Here is a 19,999-nt window from a genome sequence, read left to right as displayed (position 1 = left end):
CAGCGGGACGGGTCGGGCACCGGTGGGTCAGAAGTCGCCCTGTACGACGGCGTGCAGATGCTCGTCGTGCCATCCGTCGGCGTGCAGCAGCGCGCTGCGCATGGTGCCTTCGTAGGAGAACCCGGCCTTGGCCGCGACCCGGCAGGAGGCCGGGTTGGCCACCGAGTGGCACAGCCGGAGCCGGTGCAGACCGAGGTCGTCCAGGGCCCACCGGCTCACCCGCCGGGCGGCTTCGGCCACCACCCCACCGCCCCGGGCCGTGGGCAGGACCCAGTACAGGATCTCCGCGCTGCCGCCCGCCAGGTCGATGTCGCCCCAGCCGATGAGCCCGTCGGCTTCGCCGTCCGGCCGCGCGATGGCCCAGATCGCGCTCGCTTCCGACGCCCAACGGCGGTGCATGCCGTCGATCCGCCGGCGGGCGTCCTCGGCCGTGGCCACCAGCAGGCGGTTCCACTGGCGGATGGCCGGGTCCTGACTGGCCGTCACCAGGACGGCGGCGTCGCCGTGCCGCCAGGGACGCAGGGACCGGCCGGCCGACAGGGCGAGCACGGGTTGCGCACTGCGGGCCATCCGCCCTGCGGGCACGACGGCGGGCACTGCGCCCGGCGGCGCGTCGGGCGGGCCGGCGGGGATCTCCTCGGGCTGGGGCGAGTTGGAGGTCATCGCGGCATCGTGCCACGTCCCGGCAACGCCGCGAGGTGCCGTGGCAGTCTCCGCGGTCCCGGCCATACCCCCTCGGGGCGAATTGCCTCGGTGTTCGCCGTGCGAGCCGCGGAAAAGCGGTCAGACTCCTCACGGACGGTCTGCCGGGGCCCTGCCCCGGCAGACCCGTCACACTGCCCCGCGCTTCCTGCCTGACGCCCCGTACCGCGGGGCGACCTCGCATGACGGAGATCGCATGACGGAGACCGAACGGACCGCCCCGGCACCGCGGGCGGCATTCCGCGCCACGGCCTTCGCCCGAGACGGGCGCTGGCACTTGGAGATATCCAGCCTCGACAGCGAACCCGACACCGGCGACACCGAGGCCGTACTGGTCACACTCCGGCCCACCGGGGACGCCCGGGACGGCACCCGGTTCCCCGCCGACGGCCTGCGCGAACAGTTGCGGCACAACGGCTTCGTCCTCGACGATCCGGACGCCGGCACCGGCGGCTGGACGCGGGTGGACGACGAGGAGCGCTACACCGCGATGTGCCGCCCCATCACGAGAGCGGTGTGACGGCGCGGGCGGCGCCGCGAGGGCCTCACCTCACGACCAGGTCGTGGTTCCGGCGGACGAACTCCCCCACGGATACCGGTGACCGCCCGATCACCCGCTCGACGCCGTCCGTGAGGCGGTCGTACCGGTTCTCCGCGTGGAGCCGCGCCATGGTGGAGATGTGCTGGAAGACGTGGTCCGGCAGCCCCAGCGGGACGAGGTCGTGGGCGATCCACTCGTCCAGCGGGACGTCGGTGTGGCCGACCGGTCGGCCGAGCGCGGCGGAGACCTCCGCCGCCATGGCGGCGACGTCGATCGAGCGGGGTCCGGTCAACTCGTAGGTCCGGCCGACGTGCGGAGCCGGGTCGGCCAGGACCTCCGCGACCACCGCGGCGACGTCGGCGGCGGCCACGGGCGAGGTCTTCGCCCGGCCGAAGGGCAGCCTGATGGCGCCGCCGTCGGCGACCGGGGACAGGCCCAACCGGAAGAGCGGGTTCTCCAGGAACACGGTGGGTCTGATCTCCACCACGGGCAGACCCGACCAGTCGAGGAGCTGCTCGACCAGCCACTGCTGTCGGTGCTGGTGCGATTCGGTCGTACTGGTGAGGTCCATCTCGGAGACCGTCAACTGCGACATGTTCACCAGCACTTCCAGGTGTCCCGCGGCGCGGGCGACGGCCGCCGTCGCCACCGCGGCCTCCAGGTACTGGTCCGACACCGCCATCCCGAAGTACATCCGCTCGCAGCCCGCCAGCGCCGCGGCGACGTCCACCGTCCGCGTCAGGTCGCCGACGACCACCTCGGCGCCCGTGCCGCGCAGCTGCCGCGCGCGCTCGTCCTCCCGGTGCACCAGGGCGCGGACGGCCAGGCCGCGCCGCCTGAGATCCTCCACCACGGTCCGTCCGACGGCCCCGACGCTGCCCGCGGCGCCGGTCACCAGGATCGGCTTCCCCTTCGCCTCCGGGTTGCGGTCCATAGCCGCAGCGTCCCGCGCACCCCCGGACGACGCAACCCGAACCGGCCGCGGCACCAGGCGCATCGGTGCGCGCACGGTTGGTCAGGACTCGGAGGGCGGTCGAGGCACGGCGTCGTAGCGGCGCAACGCACCGAAGCGCAACGTCCCGTCGCACGGCCGCCCGACGACCAGAACGCGCCGCTCGCCACCGGTCGCCGGAGTCACCAGGCGACCGGATAACGGACCGGATGGCCTCCTATGCGGCCCGGCAGCAGGCCAATCGCCACGAGCAGCACGGTGGCGAGTGCGAGCAGCGGGAGGAACGGGACCGGGTGCGGGGCCTGGAGCACCACGATGACCGACGTGGCGGCGGCCGGGGAGTGGGAGAGGTGGGTGAGCATCATCGCGCCCAGTGACAGGCTGGCGGCCACCGCGGCGCCCCAGCCGGTGCTGCCGGTCACGGCGAGGGTGCCGAAGCCGATCGCCGCGGACATCAACTGGCCACCGATCAGGTTGCGCGGTTGGGAGATCGGCAGCCCTGGCGCACCGTGCACCAGGGCCGCGCTGGCCGCCAGGGGCGGGATCAGCAGCGGCTCGTGCAGCAGCACGCCGACCCCGACCAGGAGGAGCAGGGCCCCCAGGGCGAAGGCCGTGGCCCGCAACGCGTGCAACGGGTGCGGCCTAGGAGTAGCGGGGGGCGGTGGTACGGACATGCAGGAACTCCAGGCGGGCAGGTGCGGCCCGCAGATCATAAACAAACTGTTGATTGAAGTGTGAACGTACTTGTGGCGGGGGCCTCATCGCGGGCACGCTCCGGCCGTACCGCACCGCCCAGCGCGCCCGCCCCCTCCGCCGCCACCTGGGAGAACGGTATAAAAGCGGTATGGTGCGACAAGCTCAGAGCGGCGACCCCCGACCACCCGCCAACCGACCGGCGGACGACCTGCACGAGACCGTGGAGGAGGTCGCCGCCGCCGTCATGACGGCGTCCCGGCTGTTCGTCGCGCTCTCCGCGCGGGCGCTCGCCGAGACGGAGCCGGCACTGACCCTGCCGCAGCTGCGCACCCTGGTGGTCCTGCACGGCGAGGGCCCGGTCAAGCTCGCCGCGCTCGCCTCCGGGCTGGACGTGAACCCCTCCACCGCGATGCGGATGGTCGACAGGTTGGAGGCCCGCGGCCTCGTGGACCGCCAGATGAACCCCGACAACCGCCGCGAAGTCATCCTGGCCCTCAAACCGCACGGCCGGCGCCTGGTCGAGCAGGTCCTGGCCCACCGCCACCAGGAGATCCAGACCATCGTCGCCAGTCTCCCCGCCGAACGGCGCGCCGAGTTGGTGCGGGGCCTGCGCGCCCTGACCGACGCGGCCGGCGAGCCGACCGCCGATTCACTGACCGACCCGTACTGAGCAGCGCGGACCCTGCGCCCTCAGGTGGGGACGGCGTCCGGGCGATCCTGACCGGCGGCAGTCGGGTCGCCCCGCGGGTCGCGGCAGAACACCGCGTTGGTGACCAGGCCGATCAACCGCGACAGGGCCAGCGCCGCCACCGCCCCGGCGCCGCCCACCAGCAGCGCCCAGCCGCAGATCACCAGCATTCTCGGCTGGACGGCGAAGTCGCCGAGGTGGGCGCCCCGGTGCCCGGCCGTTCCCTTGCGCGGCCCGCTCACCGCAGCGCCCCGCCCCGCCGCAGAGGGCCGGCGCACCGTGCTCGCCCGCCCGGCCATGGGCTCACCTGTATGTTTTCCATAGCGAAAGTATTGCAGTGAGCAAAAGTTGCTGACAGGTGGCGTCCAGCACTCGGACGGGCCGGTGGTTGGCTCCCGGTAGCGGGCGCCGCGCGACCGTGCGCCTCAACGCGCCGCACACACCTCCCCGCAGGCGCCCCCACGGCCGACCGACCGGAACCCGTCACGCCAGGCACCCCAAGCCCGGCCGCGCACCTCAGTGCACGCTGCGCTTCACCTCCGCCTGCGGCGTGGGCGCCATCGCGAAGTGGCACGTCAGGCAGGTGAGTTCACGGGCCGGCCGGGCGAGCGTCGACTGACCGACGCCGGCGAGCCGGTGCCCCGGCTCCAGAGCGACGTGGCAGTGCCGGAGACAGACACCGACGCCACAGTGATGACACACACCCACCGCGTCGACGACCTCTTCGGCCCACGCGCAGTCGAAGCACTTCATGAGACTCACCCGCCTCCCGTCCGCCCACTCGGGCCCATTCTATCGACAGGAAAATATTGCAGTGAGCAACCCTTTAGGGCTGCGCCCCGTGCCGCCGGTCGGCCGGAGCCCGGCGTCCGGGAGTGCGTCGCCGCGCGGTGACGAACGGTGCGGCGGACAGGAGCACCACACCCCCGGCCGCCCACAGCAGCTCCGCGCTCCGCGCCAGACATGCCGCGACGAGCAGCGCGGCGCCCGCCGCCACCGCCGCGCAGGCCATGGCGACACCGGCCCGGCGCCGCACGGCCGCCAAGGGCCGGCGACGCCGCCGCGGCGCACCTCCGAAGGTGCTCAGCAGCAGGGCCAGGTCGGGGTCGTCCGCCAGGAAGTACTCCTCGATCTGGGCGAGGACCCGCCGGTCACGCATGGGGAGATCCATGACCGCCTCCTCCCGGAGCAGTGCGCCTGCCCACCCCGGCTACGCGGTGGGCTCCCGTGGCGCCCCGGTCGCCATCGCGAGACGGGTGGCGGCCAGGCCGAGGGCCAGGGTCACGGCGCCGATCAAGACGTTGTTCCAGATCAGTCCGGCCGTGGGGCGGTGGCCCGCGGTCACGACCCAGGGCGAGATGATCATCCAGACACCGATCACCGGGCAGGTCCAGCTCAGCCGGTACATGCGCTCCGGCGAGCGGGTCAGTCCGAGACCGATCACGGTCAGCACGAGGCCGATGATGAGGTTGTTCACCGCCAGTTCAGGGCTGGCGAGCCGGAAGTGCACCACCCAGGGCGAGATCGCCGTATACATGCCGGCGAGGAGGACCAGTCCGTCGAGGGCGGTCGCCTGGCGTCCGGAGAGCAGGCGGGCGTAGCGCTCCCGCATCTCGGCCACGTCCGGGTGGCTGGTGATGTCCGTGGTTGCGTGATGGGAGAGATCCGACATTCGAATCGCTTCCTCTCAGACGCTTCGAACGGCGTCACCTCGAGAATACCATTGCATTCTGCAATAATGCAGGTCACGGGCCGCGTCAGCGCTCCCCCAGGCCGCGCGCCGCGACGAGGTCGGCACTTCCGTCGGCCAGCCGGTAGGAGAGCCCCACCACCGCCGCCCGGCCGTCCGCCACCCGCTGGGCCAGCGCCCGGGAACGGTTCAGGAGCAGGTCGACGGTGTGCCCCACGTGCTCGGCGAGGATCTCGTCGGGCCGCACGCGCCCGGCCGCCCGCGCCGCCAGCACGCTGGGGGTGACGCGCTCGACGACGTCACGGATGTAGCCGCCCGGGGTCACACCGGTTTCGAGCGCGGCGCAGGCGGCACCGATCGCCCCGCACGAGTCGTGACCGAGGACCACGACCAGCGGGCAGTCCAGCACCTCCACCCCGTACTCGACGCTGCCCAGGACCTCCGCCCCGACGACGTGCCCGGCGGTGCGGACGACGAAGAGGTCACCCAGGCCGCGGTCGAAGATGACCTCGGCGGCCAGGCGCGAGTCGGAGCACCCGAAGAGGACGGCGAACGGGCGTTGGGCCGGCGCGGTCTCGGCGCGCCGCGCGGCATCCTGGTTGGGGTGTGCGGGCGTGCCGGCGACGAACCGTTGGTTGCCGGCGCGCAGCAGCTCGAAGGCCCGACGGGGGGCAGGAAGGGTCATGTCGTTCATAGCTCCCCATCGTCGGGCGCCTCAACCACCGGGTTCGGCCGGCACCGCGCGTCCCGGGGGTATGGAGGAGAGGGCGCGCGCCGAGACGGCGATCAGCAGGCGGGACGCCGTCATGACCGCCACCGTCACGTCCTCGGCCTCCGCGTCGAGGTCGGACCATGCGGCGGGCCGGCCGGAGGGTTGCTGCGGTGCGGCTTCGTCCAGGGGCGTGGGGAAGGTTGTACCGGCCCGGCCGCCCCCGGTACGCCCGCGACCGCACTTCGTCACCCGGAGGTCCGGTTCGCGCAAGGCACCGCAGTCCCGTTGACGGCACCGGACACGGCGCCGACCAGACACCGTGGTGGCGCCTGGTCGGTACGGGTGTCGCAGCGGGGCTCGGGGGCCGCGCCGGCGGCGGCGCGGCCCCGGGGGCTCACACGCGGTCAGCGACGATCAGCAGGTACTGGAAGCTCCCGTTGCGGTAGGCGTTCAAGAAGGTGTCCTCGATGCCGGTGACCAGGTGGTCGGCCTCGCGGCGCAGCTCCCAGTACGGGAGCGCGGCCTCGGTGAGGTCCTCGACGTGCGCGGGGACCAGCCGATTGCGGGCCATGGCGTTGAAGTACGCCGAGCGCGGGTGGATGTCGCAGATGTAGTGGGCGTTGATCAGCGACACCTCGCGGGAGGCGCGGCCGTAGGCGTCGTTGTAGCAGCCGGTGATGGTGACGTAGCGGCCGCCGCGCCGCAGCAACCGCGCGTGCTCCGCGAACAGCAGGTCCAACTCGACGTACATGGTCGACTCGTTGTTCCACGACGCCGAGTAGGCGCCGGTGGTGAAGCCGGTGTCGAGCATGTTGCGGTGGTGGTACCGCACCTTGTCGTCGATGCCGCGCTTGCGGGCCTGCTCGTTGGCGAACTCGGCCTGCTTGGCGGAGATGGTGACGCCGTCGGCGTGGCAGCCGTAGCGCAGGTTCGCCACCACGCTGCCGCCGCCGCGTCCGCAGCCGGCGTCGAAGACGCGGTCGGAGGGGTCGAGGTCACCGAGGTGGGAGGCGAGGAGGTCGGCCTGGGCGTGCTCCAGGCGGTGCAGTTCGCCGGTGACCCGCTCGCGGCGCCGGTCGGCGTCCTGCTCGTCCAGCACCGAACGGTCGGCGTCCCCGATGCCGTAGTGGTGGTGGTACAGGTCGTCGATCTTGCCGAGTTCGAGGTTGACCGGGTTCTCCTCGGCGTTCCAGTAGTCCGCGACCCGTGACTGGTACGTGGACTGGGTCGGCACCGGCGTGCGGGTGGCGGTGTCGGCGTGTGCGATGGTCAACGGTGGCTCCTTGCAGTGGTACGTGGATCGGTCTACCAGTAGTTGGGCAGCTGGTAGCGGTCGGTGTTGGTGGCGTGCCATTCGTGGTTGCCGGCGACCCAGTCGGCCAGGCCCCGGACGTACCTCTCCAGGAGTGGGGAGAGGGCGGCCAAGGGAGCCGACTCGGTCTCGAACGCCTCGAAGACCTGGTTGTGGATCTCGACGCTCTTGAGGTAGGCGGCCTTGAGGCCGCGCTTGTCGTTGGCGGCCACCACTTGCGGCAGGTTCAGGTGGGTCGGGTCGCTGGCCAGCTCCTTGGTGAAGGAGTACAGGTCGTTGACGATGGTCGTGGCGTTACACGCCAGGGCGGTGACCCGCTGGACCTCGGGTCGGGCGTAGAGCGCCTCGGGCAGTTCGTAGCCGTCCACCGCGTCGACGATGGACAGGCAGGGGCGGAAGTTGTTGAACTGCCGCATGACCAGGTACTCCCAGACCTGCGGTGCGTACCGCGACTGCGACCAGGACGCCTCGGCGAGGTAGCCGAGGTGCAGTCGGGCCATGTCGTGCACGAACCGGTCGGTCTGGCTGGGCGTGGCGACGGCCGCGTAGTCCTTCATCGCCCAGTAGTACGAGCGCAGCGGGCCGTCGGCCTGCATGCCCTCCAGCCACTCCGCTTCCAGCGCGGGGGTGCCGTGGTACGGGTCGAGGGCCGACTGGGCCAGGATCAGGCGACCGCCGAGGACGCTGCGCGAGGCGCCCCGGCCCTCGTCCTCCTCGCAGTAGCAGCTGTCGACGACGTTCTCGGCGAGCAGGAACTTGCCGGCGGCGGTGAGGCGTTCGAGGTCGGCCGCGCCGGGGTGTTGCAGGACGACGGCGCGGCCGCACTGGAACTCCGCGAAGTCGCCGCTCCATTGGGCGGGGAAGAGGTCCAGGCCGCGGGCCCAGCTTTCCAGCCGGCGGTCGATCTCCTCGGCCTTCTCCGGGTCGGCGGGGGCGGCGGGCCGGTACGCGAGGCCGGGTACCGCACCGCTGCGGCGGGCCCGCAGGTCACGGGCGAGGTGGGGCGGTCCGGGCAGCGAGAACCCGGTGTCGGTGTTGGGGGGCGTGCTCATGCTTCAGACTCCACCGGGTCAGTCGGCGCTCCGGCCGAGCTGGACGTTCTCCAGAATGCCGACGGCGTCGGGCACGAGGATGGCCTGCGAGTAGTAGGCGGTGACGAGGTACTTGATGATGGCGGCCTGGTCGATCCCCATGAAGCGGACGTTCAGACCGGGTTGGAACTCCTCGGGGATGCCGGTCTGGTACAGGCCGACGACGCCCTGGTCCGCCTCGCCGGTGCGCAGCGCGATGATGCTGCTGGTGTGGGCTCCGCCGATCGGGATCTTGCCGCACGGGAAGATCGGGACGCCGCGCCAGGCGGGGACCTCGTGGCCGTCGACGTCGGCCGTGCCCGGCACCAGTCCGCGCTTGTTGCACTGCCGGAAGAAGGCGGCGATCGCCTTGGGGTGGGCCAGGAACAGTCGGGTCTTGCGGCGCATGGACAGCAGCTCGTCCATGTCGTCGGGGGTCGGGGGGCCGGTGTAGGTGCTGATGCGTTGGCCGTAGTCGGCGTTGTGCAGCAGTCCGAAATCGCGGTTGTTGACGAGCTCCCACTCCTGGCGCTCGCGGATCTCCTCGACGGTGAGGCGGAGTTGCTGCTGGGTCTGGTCCATCGGATCGTTGTAGAGGTCGGCGACGCGACTGTGGACCCGGAGCACGGTCTGGGTGAGGGAGAGTTCGTACTCGCGCGGGGCGAGTTCGTAGTCGACGTAGCCGCCGGACAGCGTGGGCTCGCCGATGTGGCCCGCCTGTACCGGTAGCTCCGCCTCCCCCTTGCGGTTCATGGGGCGCTGCTGCTGCTCCGCGTAGGCCGTGAGGTGTGCGGCGAGCGACGGCGCCCGTTCGGTGAACTCCTCGATCACGTCCCAGGGCAGCACCATCACCACGCCCTCGGTTTCGGCCCGTACGGAGCTCAACCACCGCGGTTCGGGTTGGCCGATCGCTTCGTCGCCCATCTGGTCGCCGTCCGTGACGACGCCGATGACCTCGTCCTCGCCGTACTTGCCGGGCTTGTACCGGGCGAACCGGCCGTGGACGACGAGGTATGCCTCGGTGGCGGACTGGCCGGCTTCGAAGAGGACCTGGCCGGCCCGGACGTCACGGACGCGGAAGCGGCCGGCGATCTCCTTGAGGACCTCGATGTCGTCGTAGCCGCGCAGGACGGGGAGTTCGGTGAGGGTCTGCGGGATGACCTTGATGTCGTCCGCGCCGTTCTGCTCGAACTGGACGCGCCCCCGGCCGACTCGGAGTTGCAGACGCCGGTTGACCCGGTAGGTGCCGCCCTTGACGTCCACCCACGGCAGCATCTTGAGCAGCCACCGCGAGGTGATGGCCTGCATCTGCGGCTCGGACTTGGTGGTGGTGGCGAGTTGGCGTGCGGCCTGTGTGGCGAGGCTGGTGCGCACGCTGTCTGCGGGTGGTTCGAGTGCGGGATCTTCGGTGACGGAACCGGTGACGCTGTCCGGTGTGGACACTTTCCCTCCCGGGACGTGAACAGAGATGAGCAGAACGGCCAGTGGTGCGCAGGGTGGCCGTGCGCAGGGACAAGCGAAACAGGCGAGAGATCATCTCGGTACGGCGCGAAGGAGGGCGCCTTCGCATTCAGGGGGCGTGAACATCAGAATGTTGCAGAAGAGGCTCACGCGCGCTCCCGCGCGCCCCCTCGCTACCACCATTCACCGGAATGCATGCACCGCGAGCTGCACCAACCAGGTACCTCGTTGGTGAGCGCGTCGCACACTAATCCGAACGCCCTTTGTTGCCAAGAGAGTTGGTCAGTGGGCGGCCTGGGAGCCGCCTTGGTTCGTCTGCCCGGCAACGCCAAGTGGTGCCGCTCAAGGGCGCATTCGCCTTGAGCGGCACCACGAGGAGAGCGCACCGCCGTCCCGATGTCGGGCGGGGCGGGATACCCAACGTCAGGGACGTAGCAGCGGCTTGATGCGCTGTCTGGCGTCCCTGGCGTGGAACGCCTTCGGCGCGTCGACCAGGTGGAAGGTCGCGTCGAACACGCCGCCCGGCCGGAGGATGGAGTCGAGGACTTCGCCGACGAGTTCGGGCATGGTGTCCCGGACGTCGGCACCGCCCCCACTGAGGGACAGGTTCTTGCCGAAGAGCTCCCAGAGGGGAAGGGAGACGCCCCACGGCGCCGTCGTCGACCACCACGACGGTGGACCCCGGACCCGCTCCCGCGTGCACCGCCGCCTCGTGCCCGGTGGGCAGCACGTCGGCGAGCGTGAGCAGCGCCGGCACCAGGTCGTCGGGCGGCACCTCGGGGAGGGCCAGGAGCGTCGTGTCGGCGAGGGGTACCCGCACGCACTCGGCCTGGCCCCCGCCGAGGGCGGCGCCGTCCGGCCCGAACTCGCCGAAGAACATGCCGCTTTCGCAGGCGATCGGCATCCCGCGCAGGCAGTCGGCGCAACTGACGTCGGAGGTGCTGAACGGTGCGATGACGAACTGGCCCGTGCGCAGGGTGGTCACCCCGGCGCCCATGTCCGTGACGATCCCGACGAACTCGTGACCGCTGCGGATCGGCCGGGTCAGCGGGGACATGCCGCGCAGGACGTGGAGGTCCGAACCGCACACGCCGGCCGCATCTCCTTCACGCCGGGGGACTTCTTCGCCGACACCAAGGACGGCCCGCTCGACGCCACCCTGATGAGCCTGTCGATGCTGGTGGAGACCTTCGGCCGCAACCACACGGGCGAGGAGTACCGGTCCTGGCTGCTGGACGTCGGCTTCACCGACGCCGAGACCCGCCCGTTCGACGCCCCGGCCGCGAACGGGGTCGTCGTCGCCCGCAAGCCGTGAGGAACGGGGGGACCCGGGCAATCGTGATCCCGTCGGCCGAACCGCCTCGCCGTTGACGGCGGCGGGGGCGGGGGCGGCACCGGCCGCCATGAGCCGGACCGCGGGATGGGCTCGCCCCGTCCTGCGCCACCTCACCTCACCCCGAACCGAACGACGCCCCGCCCCTGCCGTGGCAGGGGCGGGGCTGGTCCGCTTCAACTGGTGGTCGGGGATGTCTGTACGGAGTTCGCCCAGGTGGTGAGCAGTTGCTCGTACTCGGCTTGCTCCTCGGGCCATAGCGGCCGACCGACTCGGGCGGCCATGAACGCGCGTATGCGCTCGTTGGCCTCGGCAGTGGCGTCTGGGACGCATGTGGGCGTCATGTCGCAGATGATAGGGGCATGAGCGGTCTGCGGCCATTACCGCTTTTGGATGACGTTCACAAGCTCTGACCCTGATATGACGTTTCCTCACCATGGCGAGGCACCACACACCCCACCCGCACCGCCGCGGAGCACGGAGCAGGGGACGCCGAGCACACCGGAAGAAAACCAGCGGAATGAGAGTAAAAATTCCCCTCCGAGCAGCCTGGCGACTGGTTTACCGGAGCGTGGCGAGCCCTTGCCGGAGAGCGGTCGAATCTTTAGCGAGGGGGCTCACCCCGTCGGCTGCTTTGCGCCAGCCCGCTCCCGCGTTGACGCGTATAGCGCCCACTCCCCCTTACCACCACCCGTAGCCATTCGCGTGCTTTAGGGTGGATGCGCCCTCTTTGGCTTTTGTGGCATTTTGGGGTTTTGCGGGATGGGGTGCGCGTGCGTGCCGGCGTCCCGGGCGGGGCGGGCGCGGCACGAACCAGCAGGTGGTGAACCTCATGTGAGGCTGCGTCGCACGGTGGCCGAACCTCAGGGGAACGGACGGGTTGATCCATTTTCGCCGTGTGCAGGCGCGTATTTTTATTGGCCTACACCTGCCTAGTTCGACTTCCGGTCGGGTCCTACGTTCTTCAACGACCCCATTCGATCGGATCGGAAAGGGGGCACAATGCTGGATTCCCTCTGCGCGTCGTTTTGACTTCGGCCGGAAGCAGGCCGGGATGGTCACTGGAAGCCCCCGGCGAGTAGCCGATTGATCGTTGTGAGGTATCCCTTAGTTCTGTCGTCGGCCGGGTTGCGGAAGTGCGCCGAACGGCGAACGCGGGTACGCCTCGATCGGTCTGCCAGCCACGGGTACGAAACGGCTGCGCCCGGGCGAAAAGGTCGAGGATCGACGGCACTCGCGGGCATCGGGAAACCATCGGGGAGCCGTATGTCCTTTGTCACCAACGGTACGTCTGGGGTTATGCCCGGAGGCCGTTGGTGAATTCCCCTGGCCGAGGGCGCGTTGAGGATTTCGGCGTCCTCCGATAAGTCATGGGACACCCCTTTCGGGCGATGACTGTTGCGCGTCGCCGGACAGGTGGTGCCCGAGGAACGGCACTTCTCACGGCACTGGCGCCGTTGCGGGTACGCCCGCGACGTCCGCATGCCCGCAACGGCCCGGTCCCCCCGCTCAACAGGGCGAACGTGCCCTGCGCACCGCACCACGGCACGCCCTCCGCCGGCCCCGCGGCACCCACGGGCCCGCCCCGACCCGCAGGTCCGGCGACATCGGATTCAGTGCGCGGAATGCGCACGAGGCGCTCAAGGAGTTCGCATGGTCAGAGAACCCGTCGACGGCCCGCCCGGCGACCCGCCGGAATCCACCACGCCCCCCACGGACGACGGCGATTCAACGGCCGGTGTGGAACGCGCCTTTGCCGCATTGCTCGCCGAGGTCGTGCGCACCGAACGGGTCGCGGTCGACAGTCATTTCTTCGCCGACCTCGGTGCCGACTCACTGGTGATGGCCCACTTCTGCGCACGGGTCAGAAAGCGGCCGGATTTGCCACCGGTGTCGATGAAGGACGTCTACCAGCACTCCACGGTGCGCGGTCTCGCCATCGCGGTGGCCGGTGCTGCGCCCGCCCGAACCGCTCCCGGCGCCACGGAATCCGCCCCGACCGCCGCACCGCCGGAAGAAGCACCACTCGCCGGCAGCACCCTGCGTTATGTCCTGTGCGGGGCGGCGCAGTTGTTGTTCTTCCTCGGATATTCGGGCCTCGTCGCATTCGCCACCACGGGCGGATACCGGTGGGTGGCCGACGGTTCGGGCGCGAGCGGCGTCTACGGACGGGCGGTCGTCTTCGGGGGCGCCGAATTCCTCGGGCTGTGCGCTTTCCCGGTCCTCGCCAAATGGCTCCTCATAGGCCGGTGGACGGCTCGCGCGTTTCCGGTCTGGGGGCTGACGTACCTGCGCTTCTGGATCGTGAAGGTGTTGGTGCACGCCAACCCCGTCGTGCTGTTCGTCGGCAGTCCGCTGTACGTGCTCTACCTGCGGGCCCTCGGGGCGAAGATCGGCAGGCACGTCACGATCCTGTCCCGCACGGTCCCGGTCTGCACCGACCTGCTCACGATCGGCGCCGGGACGGTGATCCGCAAGGACGCGTTCCTGCTCTGCTACCGGGCCCACGCCGGGCGGATCCAGACCGGCCCGGTCACCCTCGGCCGGGACGTGTTCGTCGGCGAGCGGACCGTGCTGGACATCGACAGCTCGATGGGCGACGGTGCGCAGCTCGGCCACACCTCCGCGCTGCCGCGTGGCACGACCGTGCCCGGTGGCCAACGGTGGCACGGCTCCCCGGCGCAGCCCACCGAGGTCGACTACGTCCGGGTCCCACCGGTGCGGTGCGGCACCTGGCGACGGGCCGCGTTCGGCGTGGTGGGCCTGGCGAAGGCGTTGCTCATCGGCGTGCCGCTGGTCGTCGCCGGCACCGCCCTCCTGCTGACCCGGGTCCCGGTGCTGGGCGGCCCGGACGACCTCGCCCCGCAGTCCGTCACCGCCGGCGCGCTGCTCCTCGACGCCCTGGTGCTCTCCCTCGTGGGGTTCTTCGGCTTCGTCGTCGTGGGACTGGCCGTGCTGGGCACCGTTCCGCGCCTGTTGCACCGGCTGCTCGTACCCGGGACGGCCTACCCGCTCTACGGCCTCCGCTACTCCGTGCACCGCACCGTCGCGCGGATGACCAACCTCAAGTTCTTCGTCTGGCTCTTCGGGGACAGCTCCGCCATCGTCAGCTACCTGCAACGGGGCCTGGGGTACCGCCTGTCCCCCGTCGAGCAGACCGGCTCGAACTTCGGCATCGGGCTCCAGCACGACTCCCCGTACCTGAGCACCGTCGGCACCGGCACGATGGTCGCCGACGGCCTGTCGCTGCTCAACGCCGAGGTCTGCCGAACCTCCTTCAGCGTCTCGCGGACGACCATCGGCAACCACAACTTCCTGGGCAACTACATCGCCTACCCCGCGCGGGGCCGCACCGGCGAGAACTGCCTGCTGGCGACCAAGGTCATGGTGCCGCTCGACGGGGAGGTCCGCACCGGTGTGGGGCTGCTCGGTTCGCCGTGCTTCGAGATCCCGCGGTCGGTGGAGCGCGACAGCCGCTTCGACCACCTGCGCAGCGGCGACGAACTGCACCGTCGGCTGGCCGCCAAGAACCGCTACAACCTCCGCACCATCGGTCTGGTCCTGCTCATCCGGTGGGTGCACGTCTTCGGCCTGACGCTGCTGAGCCTGGCGACCGCCAACGGCGACGGCGGCGTCGGACTCGCCCTGGACGCCGGCTTCCTGGCGGGGAGCTTGGGGTTCACCGCCGTCTACTACGCGCTGGTGGAGCGGTGCATGACGCGGTTCCGCCCGTTGCAGCCGCAGGTCTGTTCCATCTACGACCCGTACTTCTGGCATCACGAACGACTGTGGAAGGTCCCCGACACCCACTTCAACGCCTTCAACGGCACCCCCTTCAAGAACCTCGTGTGGCGCCTGCACGGCGTCCGCCTGGGACGCCGGGTCTTCGACGACGGCTGCCACCCCTCCGAGCGGACCCTCACCACCATCGGCGACGACTGCACCCTCAACGCCGGCAGCCGCATCCAATGCCACTCCCAGGAAGACGGCACCTTCAAGTCCGACCGCAGCACCCTCGGCGCCGGCTGCACCCTCGGCGTCGGTGCGCTCGTCCACTACGGCGTCACCCTGGGCGACGGCGCCACCCTCGCCGCCGACTCCTTCCTCATGAAAGGCGAGGACGTACCACCCCACGCCCGCTGGGCGGGCAACCCCGCCACCGCGGTGCGCGATCACCGGCCGCGTCGCTCCCCCGCGGACACTCCGACGGATCCCCCGGGGTCGGTCGCCGGCCCGGCACCGTCACCGCGTTCCCCGCACCACGGCACGACCGTCGCCGAACCCACCCCGGGCTGACGGGGCACCACAACGGCCCGCCGCCACCGGGCCGCACCGCAACGCCCCACCCACGCACCGCGCCGAACCGCCGACCGGCACGCCCCGGCCCGAGCCAGCTAAGGAAGTCCGATGAAGACACCGAAGGACGATGACCGCGAGCGCCGGCGGACGGCCCCGGCCGGCGCAGGATTCACCGTGGTCCCCCGATGGACCGCCACTCCGGAACCCGGCCTCGCCGATCACGAACTGCCGCTGTCCGACGCGCTGGTGGCACGGTTGGAGCAGGGGGCCGACGCGCACCGCGTGCCCCTGGCAGCGGTGTTGTTGGCCGCGCACGCCGCGGTGCTCGCCGCGCTGTCGGGGGAACCGGACGTCACCACCGGGTTCCGTGCCGCCGACGGCGGTCCGGCGCTGCCCTGCCGGGTGTCCACCACACCCGGCACCTGGCGGGAACTGGCCCGGGAGTCCGCACGGGCGGTGCATGGCCTGAAGGTCGAACCGGGCCCGGGGCAGGCACCGTTCGAGACCGAGCTGGACCTCTCCGACACCCACGGCGAGCTGGCCGACAGCACGGTGCTCCGGGTGGCGGCGGCGCGGACCGGTGGGCGGTTCACCCTGCGGCTGCGCTACCGCACCGACATGCTGGACGCGGACGCCGCGGCCCGAATAGCCGGCTACCACCGCACGGCACTGGCCCGGTTCGCGGCGGATCCGGACGCCGAGCACCGGCGGGGGTCCCTGCTCTCCGACGCCGAACGCCGTTACCAGCTGCACGGGTTGGCCGGACCCGAGCACGAGGTGCCCGACCGGCGCTTCCACGAACTGTTCGAGGAGCGGGTGCGCGCCCATCCGGACGCCGTCGCCGCCGTGCACGGCGCCCAGCGGTGGACCTACCGGGAGCTCAACGAGCGGGCCAACCGCCTGGGGCGCGCCCTGCTGGACCGGGGACTGGCCCGCGAGGACGTGGTCGCCGTCGTCACGGAACGCACGCTGGACTGGCTGGCCGCCGTGCTGGCCGTCTTCAAGGCCGGCGGCGTCTACCTCCCCGTCGAGCCGCACTTCCCGGCCGACCGCATCGCCGCCATGCTCACCCGCGCCGAGTGCCGGTTCGTGCTGACCGAACGCGGCAGCACCAGCACCCTCGATCCGGCCCTGGCCACCCTGCCCGACATCCGCACGCTCGACGTCGAATCCGCCCGCCACGGCGGCCACGCAGCCGATGACCTGGGCGTCGCGGTCGGCCCCCGCCAACTCGCGTACATCTACTTCACCAGCGGCTCCACCGGGGAGCCCAAGGGCGCGATGTGCGAGCACGCCGGATTCCTCAACCACCTGCACGCCAAGATCACCGACCTGGGCATCACCGAAGGACAGGTCGTCGCCCAGACCGCCCCCCAGTGCTTCGACATCTCCCTGTGGCAACTGGCCGCCGCCCTCCTCGTCGGCGGCCGCACCCACCTCGTCGACCAGCAGACGATCATGGACGTCCCACGCTTCGTCGACACCCTCGCCGACGGCCGCGTCACCGTCCTGCAAGTCGTCCCCTCCTACCTCGAAGCCGTCCTGTCCCACCTGGAACTCCACCCGCACCCGCTGCCCGACCTCCGCTGCGTCTCGGTGACCGGGGAGGCGCTGAAGTACGCACTCGTCCAGCGCTGGTTCGCCGCGCGACCGGGCGTCCGGCTCGTCAACGCCTACGGCCTGACGGAGACCTCCGACGACACCAACCACGAGGTCATGGACCGGGCCCCCGCCGACGGCCGGGTCCCACTCGGGCCATGCGTGCCCAACGTCCGCGTCTACGTCGTCGACGAGCGGCTGGAGCCGGTACCGCTGGGCGCCCCCGGACAGATCGTGTTCTCCGGCGTCTGCGTCGGCCGCGGCTACGTCAACGACCCCGAACGCACCCGGCTGGCCTTCCTCGACGACCCCCACCGTCCAGGGCAGCGGCTCTACCAGGGCGGCGACTACGGCCGGTGGCTGCCCGGCGGGAAGCTGGAGTTCCTCGGACGGCGCGACGCCCAGGTCAAGGTCCGCGGCTTCCGCATCGAGATCGGCGAGATCGAGAACGCCCTGCTGCGCGTGCCCGGTGTCCGGGACGGGGCCGTGGTGGTCGCCGGGGACGACCGGCAGGGCAAGCACCTGGTCGCCTTCTACAGCGGTCCGGGGCCGTTGACGGCGGACGTCCTGCGCGGGCGGTTGGCCGAGTCGCTGCCGCCCTACATGGTCCCCGGTGCGTTCCACTGGCGGGCCCGGTTGCCGTTGACGCCCAACGGCAAGACCGACCGGACGTCGCTCACCGCCCTGGCCGCCGGGGCCGGGACGCCCGAGGAGGGCCGCCGTGCACCGCGCACCCCCACCGAGCTGCGGTTGGCCCGCGCCTGGGCGGAGGTCCTCGGCGTCGCCGCGGACCGGATCGGACGCCGCGACCACTTCTTCGACCGCGGCGGCACCTCGCTGTCAGCCGTCAAGCTGGCCATCGCGCTCGACCGCGCGGTGTCGCTGAAGGACCTCACCCGCCACCCGGTCCTCGCCGACCTGGCCGAGCTGGTCGACGGCCGCCGCGAGGCGAGCCACGATCTACTGCACACCCTCGCCGAACCGGCGGACGAGCCCCTCGGCCACCTGGTGTGCTTCCCCCACGCCGGGGGCAACGCGGTCACCTTCCAGCCGCTGGCCCGGGCGCTCGGGAACGGCGGTTGGGCGGTGCACGCCGTGGAACTGCCGGGCCACGACCCGGCCGCCCTCGACGAGCCGTTCGCGCCGCTGCACGACGTCGTCGAGCGGACCGTCGCCGAGATCGCCCGGCGCGGTCTGACCGGGCTCCTGCTGTGGGGCCACTCGTCGGGCGCGGCGCTGGCCGTGGCCACCGCCCAGCGGCTGCAAGCCCGTGGGACGCCCGTGCGGCGGGTGTTCGTCGGCGCCCAGCTGCTCGGTTCGGCGCCCGAACGGCACGCCGCCGCAAGCGCGTTGGCCATCCGGAGCGACGTCGAGATCGCCAAGGAGCTGAGCGCGGACCACGACCGGCACCCGCTCGGCGCGCCCGACTCCGCACCCGCCCTGCGCGCCGGCGCCGCCTACCGGCACGACTGCCTGGCCGCACACCACTTCTTCGCCGAGCTCCTCGACCGCCCGCCGGCCACGAAGCTGACCGCACCGCTCACCGTCGTCGTCGCCGACGACGACCCGGGTACCGCCGACGCCGTCCGAGGGCACGACGACTGGGGACTGCTGGCCGACCGCGTCGCACTGCACCGGATCCCCGACGGCGGCCATCTGTTCCCGCGCACCCGCCCGACCGAGGCGGCCCGCGCCGTACTCGCCGCCGTCCCCCTGCCGACCTCTTCCTGAACGGCACGCCGCAGACACCGGCCGCGCCGGACACCCACCCGCACCCCCGTACGCACCCACCACAGGAGAGAACCCGACATGTCATCGCCACCGTCAACGACCCTGCCCGGCGTGGAACTGCGGCCCGGGAAACCACCGTTGCTCCTGGCCGACGCCCACGGCGATCCGGCGGACTGGGCGGCCCGGCACAAGCAGGCGCTGCGGGCCACCGTCGCCGCACACGGCGCCGTCCTGGTCCGCGGTCTCGGTCTGCACGACGCCGCCGCGGCGGTGGCCACCTTCACGGCCCTGTCCGCCGATCTCATGGCGGAGACGGAGAGCTTCGCCCCCCGGCACAGTTACGGCGCGGGCGTGTACTCGTCGTCCAAGTGGCCGCAGAACCAGCCGATGTGCATGCACCACGAACTCAGCTACGCGCTCCGCTTCCCCGGCCTGATGCTCTTCGCGTGCCTGACCGCCCCCACCGACGGCGGAGCCACCGCGGTCGCGGATGCGACGAGCGTGTTGAACGCCCTGCCCAGGAAGGTGGTCAAGCGCTTCGAACGGCAGGGCTGGTTGCTGACCCGCAGCTACAACGACGAGATCGGGGCCTCCGTCGCCCAGGCGTTCGGCACCGACGACCGCGAGGCCGTCGAGCGCTACTGCCGCGCCAACGCCATCGCCTTCGACTGGCAACCCGACGGCACCCTCCACACCCGCCAACGCCGCAGCGCCGTCGTCCGCCACCCGGTCTCCGGACAGCGCTGCTGGTTCAACCAGATCGCCTTCCTCAACGCATGGACGATCGCCCCGGAGATCCGGGAGTACCTGGTCGACACCTACGGCGCCGACGGACTCCCCTTCAACACCCGCTACGGCAACGGCGATCCGCTGGACCCGGACGTCGTCGAGCTGGTGAACACGGTCTACCAGACCCACACCGCACGCGAACCGTGGCAGGACGGCGACCTGATGGTGGTGGACAACATCCGCACCGCACACAGCCGGGAGCCGTTCGACGGGCCCCGCGACGTCCTCGTCGCGCTGGCCGACCCGATCCGCCTGTCCGACTGCTCCCCCAGCATCGAGGTGACCGCACCGTGACGACCCTGCACCCGCCCGTTCCGCAACCCGCCGATCCCGTGCCGCCCACCGCGCCGCCGTTCGCGGTGATCTCCGGGGCCCAGGTCCAACGCGCCCTCCAGGGAAGGGCACCCGAGATCGTGGACCTGAT

Annotated in this window: 20 protein-coding genes and 1 pseudogene; 6 read left to right on the top strand and 15 right to left on the bottom strand. The window is 71.5% G+C overall.

Annotated elements, in window-relative coordinates; genetic code table 11:
• Window positions 1-27: 27 nt before the first annotated feature.
• Window positions 28-663, bottom strand: coding sequence for a GNAT family N-acetyltransferase (locus ACJ6WD_RS31380; RefSeq protein WP_376443825.1), 636 nt, complete (start codon window positions 661-663; stop codon window positions 28-30).
• A gap of 235 nt (window positions 664-898) precedes the next feature.
• On the opposite strand from ACJ6WD_RS31380, the gene ACJ6WD_RS31375 reads away from it, so the two are divergent.
• Window positions 899-1,222, top strand: a complete 324-nt coding sequence (locus ACJ6WD_RS31375) for a hypothetical protein (RefSeq protein ID WP_407617016.1) — start codon at window positions 899-901, stop codon at window positions 1,220-1,222.
• Window positions 1,223-1,247: 25 nt separating this feature from the next.
• On the opposite strand, the gene ACJ6WD_RS31370 is transcribed toward ACJ6WD_RS31375, so the two are convergent.
• The gene (locus ACJ6WD_RS31370) at window positions 1,248-2,177 is read right to left on the bottom strand and encodes an NAD(P)H-binding protein (RefSeq protein WP_407617015.1); all 930 of its coding nucleotides are present in this window, start codon (window positions 2,175-2,177) and stop codon (window positions 1,248-1,250) included.
• A 200-nt stretch (window positions 2,178-2,377) separates the two neighbouring features.
• Window positions 2,378-2,827, bottom strand: coding sequence for an HPP family protein (locus ACJ6WD_RS31365; protein ID WP_331249844.1), 450 nt, complete (start codon window positions 2,825-2,827; stop codon window positions 2,378-2,380).
• A 212-nt stretch (window positions 2,828-3,039) separates the two neighbouring features.
• Between ACJ6WD_RS31365 and ACJ6WD_RS31360 the strand changes: the two genes are divergently transcribed.
• Window positions 3,040-3,561 (top strand): MarR family winged helix-turn-helix transcriptional regulator, encoded by a 522-nt coding sequence (locus tag ACJ6WD_RS31360; protein WP_020930499.1) that lies wholly within the window; start codon window positions 3,040-3,042, stop codon window positions 3,559-3,561.
• Window positions 3,562-3,581: 20 nt separating this feature from the next.
• Here ACJ6WD_RS31360 and ACJ6WD_RS31355 read toward each other — a convergent pair whose 3' ends face one another.
• The 11 genes and pseudogenes from ACJ6WD_RS31355 to ACJ6WD_RS31305 form a co-directional block, all read right to left on the bottom strand.
• Window positions 3,582-3,821: a hypothetical protein gene (locus ACJ6WD_RS31355; RefSeq protein WP_407617014.1), complete on the bottom strand. Its 240-nt coding sequence runs from the start codon at window positions 3,819-3,821 to the stop codon at window positions 3,582-3,584.
• A gap of 274 nt (window positions 3,822-4,095) precedes the next feature.
• Window positions 4,096-4,332 (bottom strand): DUF2180 family protein, encoded by a 237-nt coding sequence (locus ACJ6WD_RS31350; protein WP_020963689.1) that lies wholly within the window; start codon window positions 4,330-4,332, stop codon window positions 4,096-4,098.
• A gap of 73 nt (window positions 4,333-4,405) precedes the next feature.
• Window positions 4,406-4,750, bottom strand: a complete 345-nt coding sequence (locus ACJ6WD_RS31345) for a DUF3040 domain-containing protein (RefSeq protein WP_407617013.1) — start codon at window positions 4,748-4,750, stop codon at window positions 4,406-4,408.
• 39 nt (window positions 4,751-4,789) lie between these two features.
• The gene (locus ACJ6WD_RS31340; protein WP_407617012.1) at window positions 4,790-5,251 is read right to left on the bottom strand and encodes an SPW repeat protein; all 462 of its coding nucleotides are present in this window, start codon (window positions 5,249-5,251) and stop codon (window positions 4,790-4,792) included.
• Window positions 5,252-5,336: 85 nt separating this feature from the next.
• Window positions 5,337-5,963 (bottom strand): carbonic anhydrase, encoded by a 627-nt coding sequence (locus tag ACJ6WD_RS31335; protein WP_233662012.1) that lies wholly within the window; start codon window positions 5,961-5,963, stop codon window positions 5,337-5,339.
• Window positions 5,964-5,984: 21 nt separating this feature from the next.
• Complete coding sequence (locus ACJ6WD_RS31330; protein ID WP_407617011.1) at window positions 5,985-6,230, bottom strand: hypothetical protein; 246 nt, start codon at window positions 6,228-6,230, stop codon at window positions 5,985-5,987.
• A gap of 145 nt (window positions 6,231-6,375) precedes the next feature.
• Window positions 6,376-7,254, bottom strand: a complete 879-nt coding sequence (locus ACJ6WD_RS31325; protein ID WP_016574303.1) for a geranyl diphosphate 2-C-methyltransferase — start codon at window positions 7,252-7,254, stop codon at window positions 6,376-6,378.
• 32 nt (window positions 7,255-7,286) lie between these two features.
• On the bottom strand, window positions 7,287-8,345 hold the full coding sequence (locus ACJ6WD_RS31320; RefSeq protein ID WP_233662011.1) for a family 2 encapsulin nanocompartment cargo protein terpene cyclase: 1,059 nt from the start codon (window positions 8,343-8,345) through the stop codon (window positions 7,287-7,289).
• 18 nt (window positions 8,346-8,363) lie between these two features.
• Window positions 8,364-9,806, bottom strand: a complete 1,443-nt coding sequence (locus ACJ6WD_RS31315) for a family 2B encapsulin nanocompartment shell protein (protein ID WP_407617010.1) — start codon at window positions 9,804-9,806, stop codon at window positions 8,364-8,366.
• Between the two features lie 441 nt (window positions 9,807-10,247).
• Complete coding sequence (locus ACJ6WD_RS31310) at window positions 10,248-10,391, bottom strand: hypothetical protein (RefSeq protein ID WP_407617045.1); 144 nt, start codon at window positions 10,389-10,391, stop codon at window positions 10,248-10,250.
• Between the two features lie 292 nt (window positions 10,392-10,683).
• Window positions 10,684-10,881, bottom strand: a pseudogene (locus ACJ6WD_RS31305) (alcohol dehydrogenase catalytic domain-containing protein); the annotation flags it as partial.
• A gap of 12 nt (window positions 10,882-10,893) precedes the next feature.
• Here ACJ6WD_RS31305 and ACJ6WD_RS31300 point away from each other — a divergent pair.
• Window positions 10,894-11,139: a hypothetical protein gene (locus ACJ6WD_RS31300; RefSeq protein WP_407617009.1), complete on the top strand. Its 246-nt coding sequence runs from the start codon at window positions 10,894-10,896 to the stop codon at window positions 11,137-11,139.
• A 194-nt stretch (window positions 11,140-11,333) separates the two neighbouring features.
• On the opposite strand, the gene ACJ6WD_RS31295 is transcribed toward ACJ6WD_RS31300, so the two are convergent.
• Window positions 11,334-11,501 carry a hypothetical protein gene (locus tag ACJ6WD_RS31295; RefSeq protein ID WP_233662009.1) on the bottom strand — a complete coding sequence of 56 codons (168 nt, stop codon included), beginning with the start codon at window positions 11,499-11,501 and terminating at the stop codon, window positions 11,334-11,336.
• Window positions 11,502-12,810: 1,309 nt separating this feature from the next.
• On the opposite strand from ACJ6WD_RS31295, the gene ACJ6WD_RS31290 reads away from it, so the two are divergent.
• The 3 genes from ACJ6WD_RS31290 to ACJ6WD_RS31280 all read left to right on the top strand — a co-directional run bounded on the left by ACJ6WD_RS31290 (window position 12,811) and on the right by ACJ6WD_RS31280 (window position 19,869).
• Window positions 12,811-15,453: a Pls/PosA family non-ribosomal peptide synthetase gene (locus ACJ6WD_RS31290; protein WP_407617008.1), complete on the top strand. Its 2,643-nt coding sequence runs from the start codon at window positions 12,811-12,813 to the stop codon at window positions 15,451-15,453.
• 111 nt (window positions 15,454-15,564) lie between these two features.
• Complete coding sequence (locus ACJ6WD_RS31285) at window positions 15,565-18,786, top strand: amino acid adenylation domain-containing protein (RefSeq protein WP_407617007.1); 3,222 nt, start codon at window positions 15,565-15,567, stop codon at window positions 18,784-18,786.
• A gap of 78 nt (window positions 18,787-18,864) precedes the next feature.
• Window positions 18,865-19,869: a TauD/TfdA family dioxygenase gene (locus ACJ6WD_RS31280; RefSeq protein ID WP_407617006.1), complete on the top strand. Its 1,005-nt coding sequence runs from the start codon at window positions 18,865-18,867 to the stop codon at window positions 19,867-19,869.
• Window positions 19,870-19,999: the final 130 nt, after the last annotated feature.

This window comes from Streptomyces sp. VTCC 41912 (assembly GCF_045799175.1).
Taxonomy (GTDB): Bacteria; Actinomycetota; Actinomycetes; order Streptomycetales; family Streptomycetaceae; genus Streptomyces; species Streptomyces albulus_C.
Note: the sequence above shows the minus strand (reverse complement) of the source record. Positions and strands in the feature narration are given on the sequence as shown.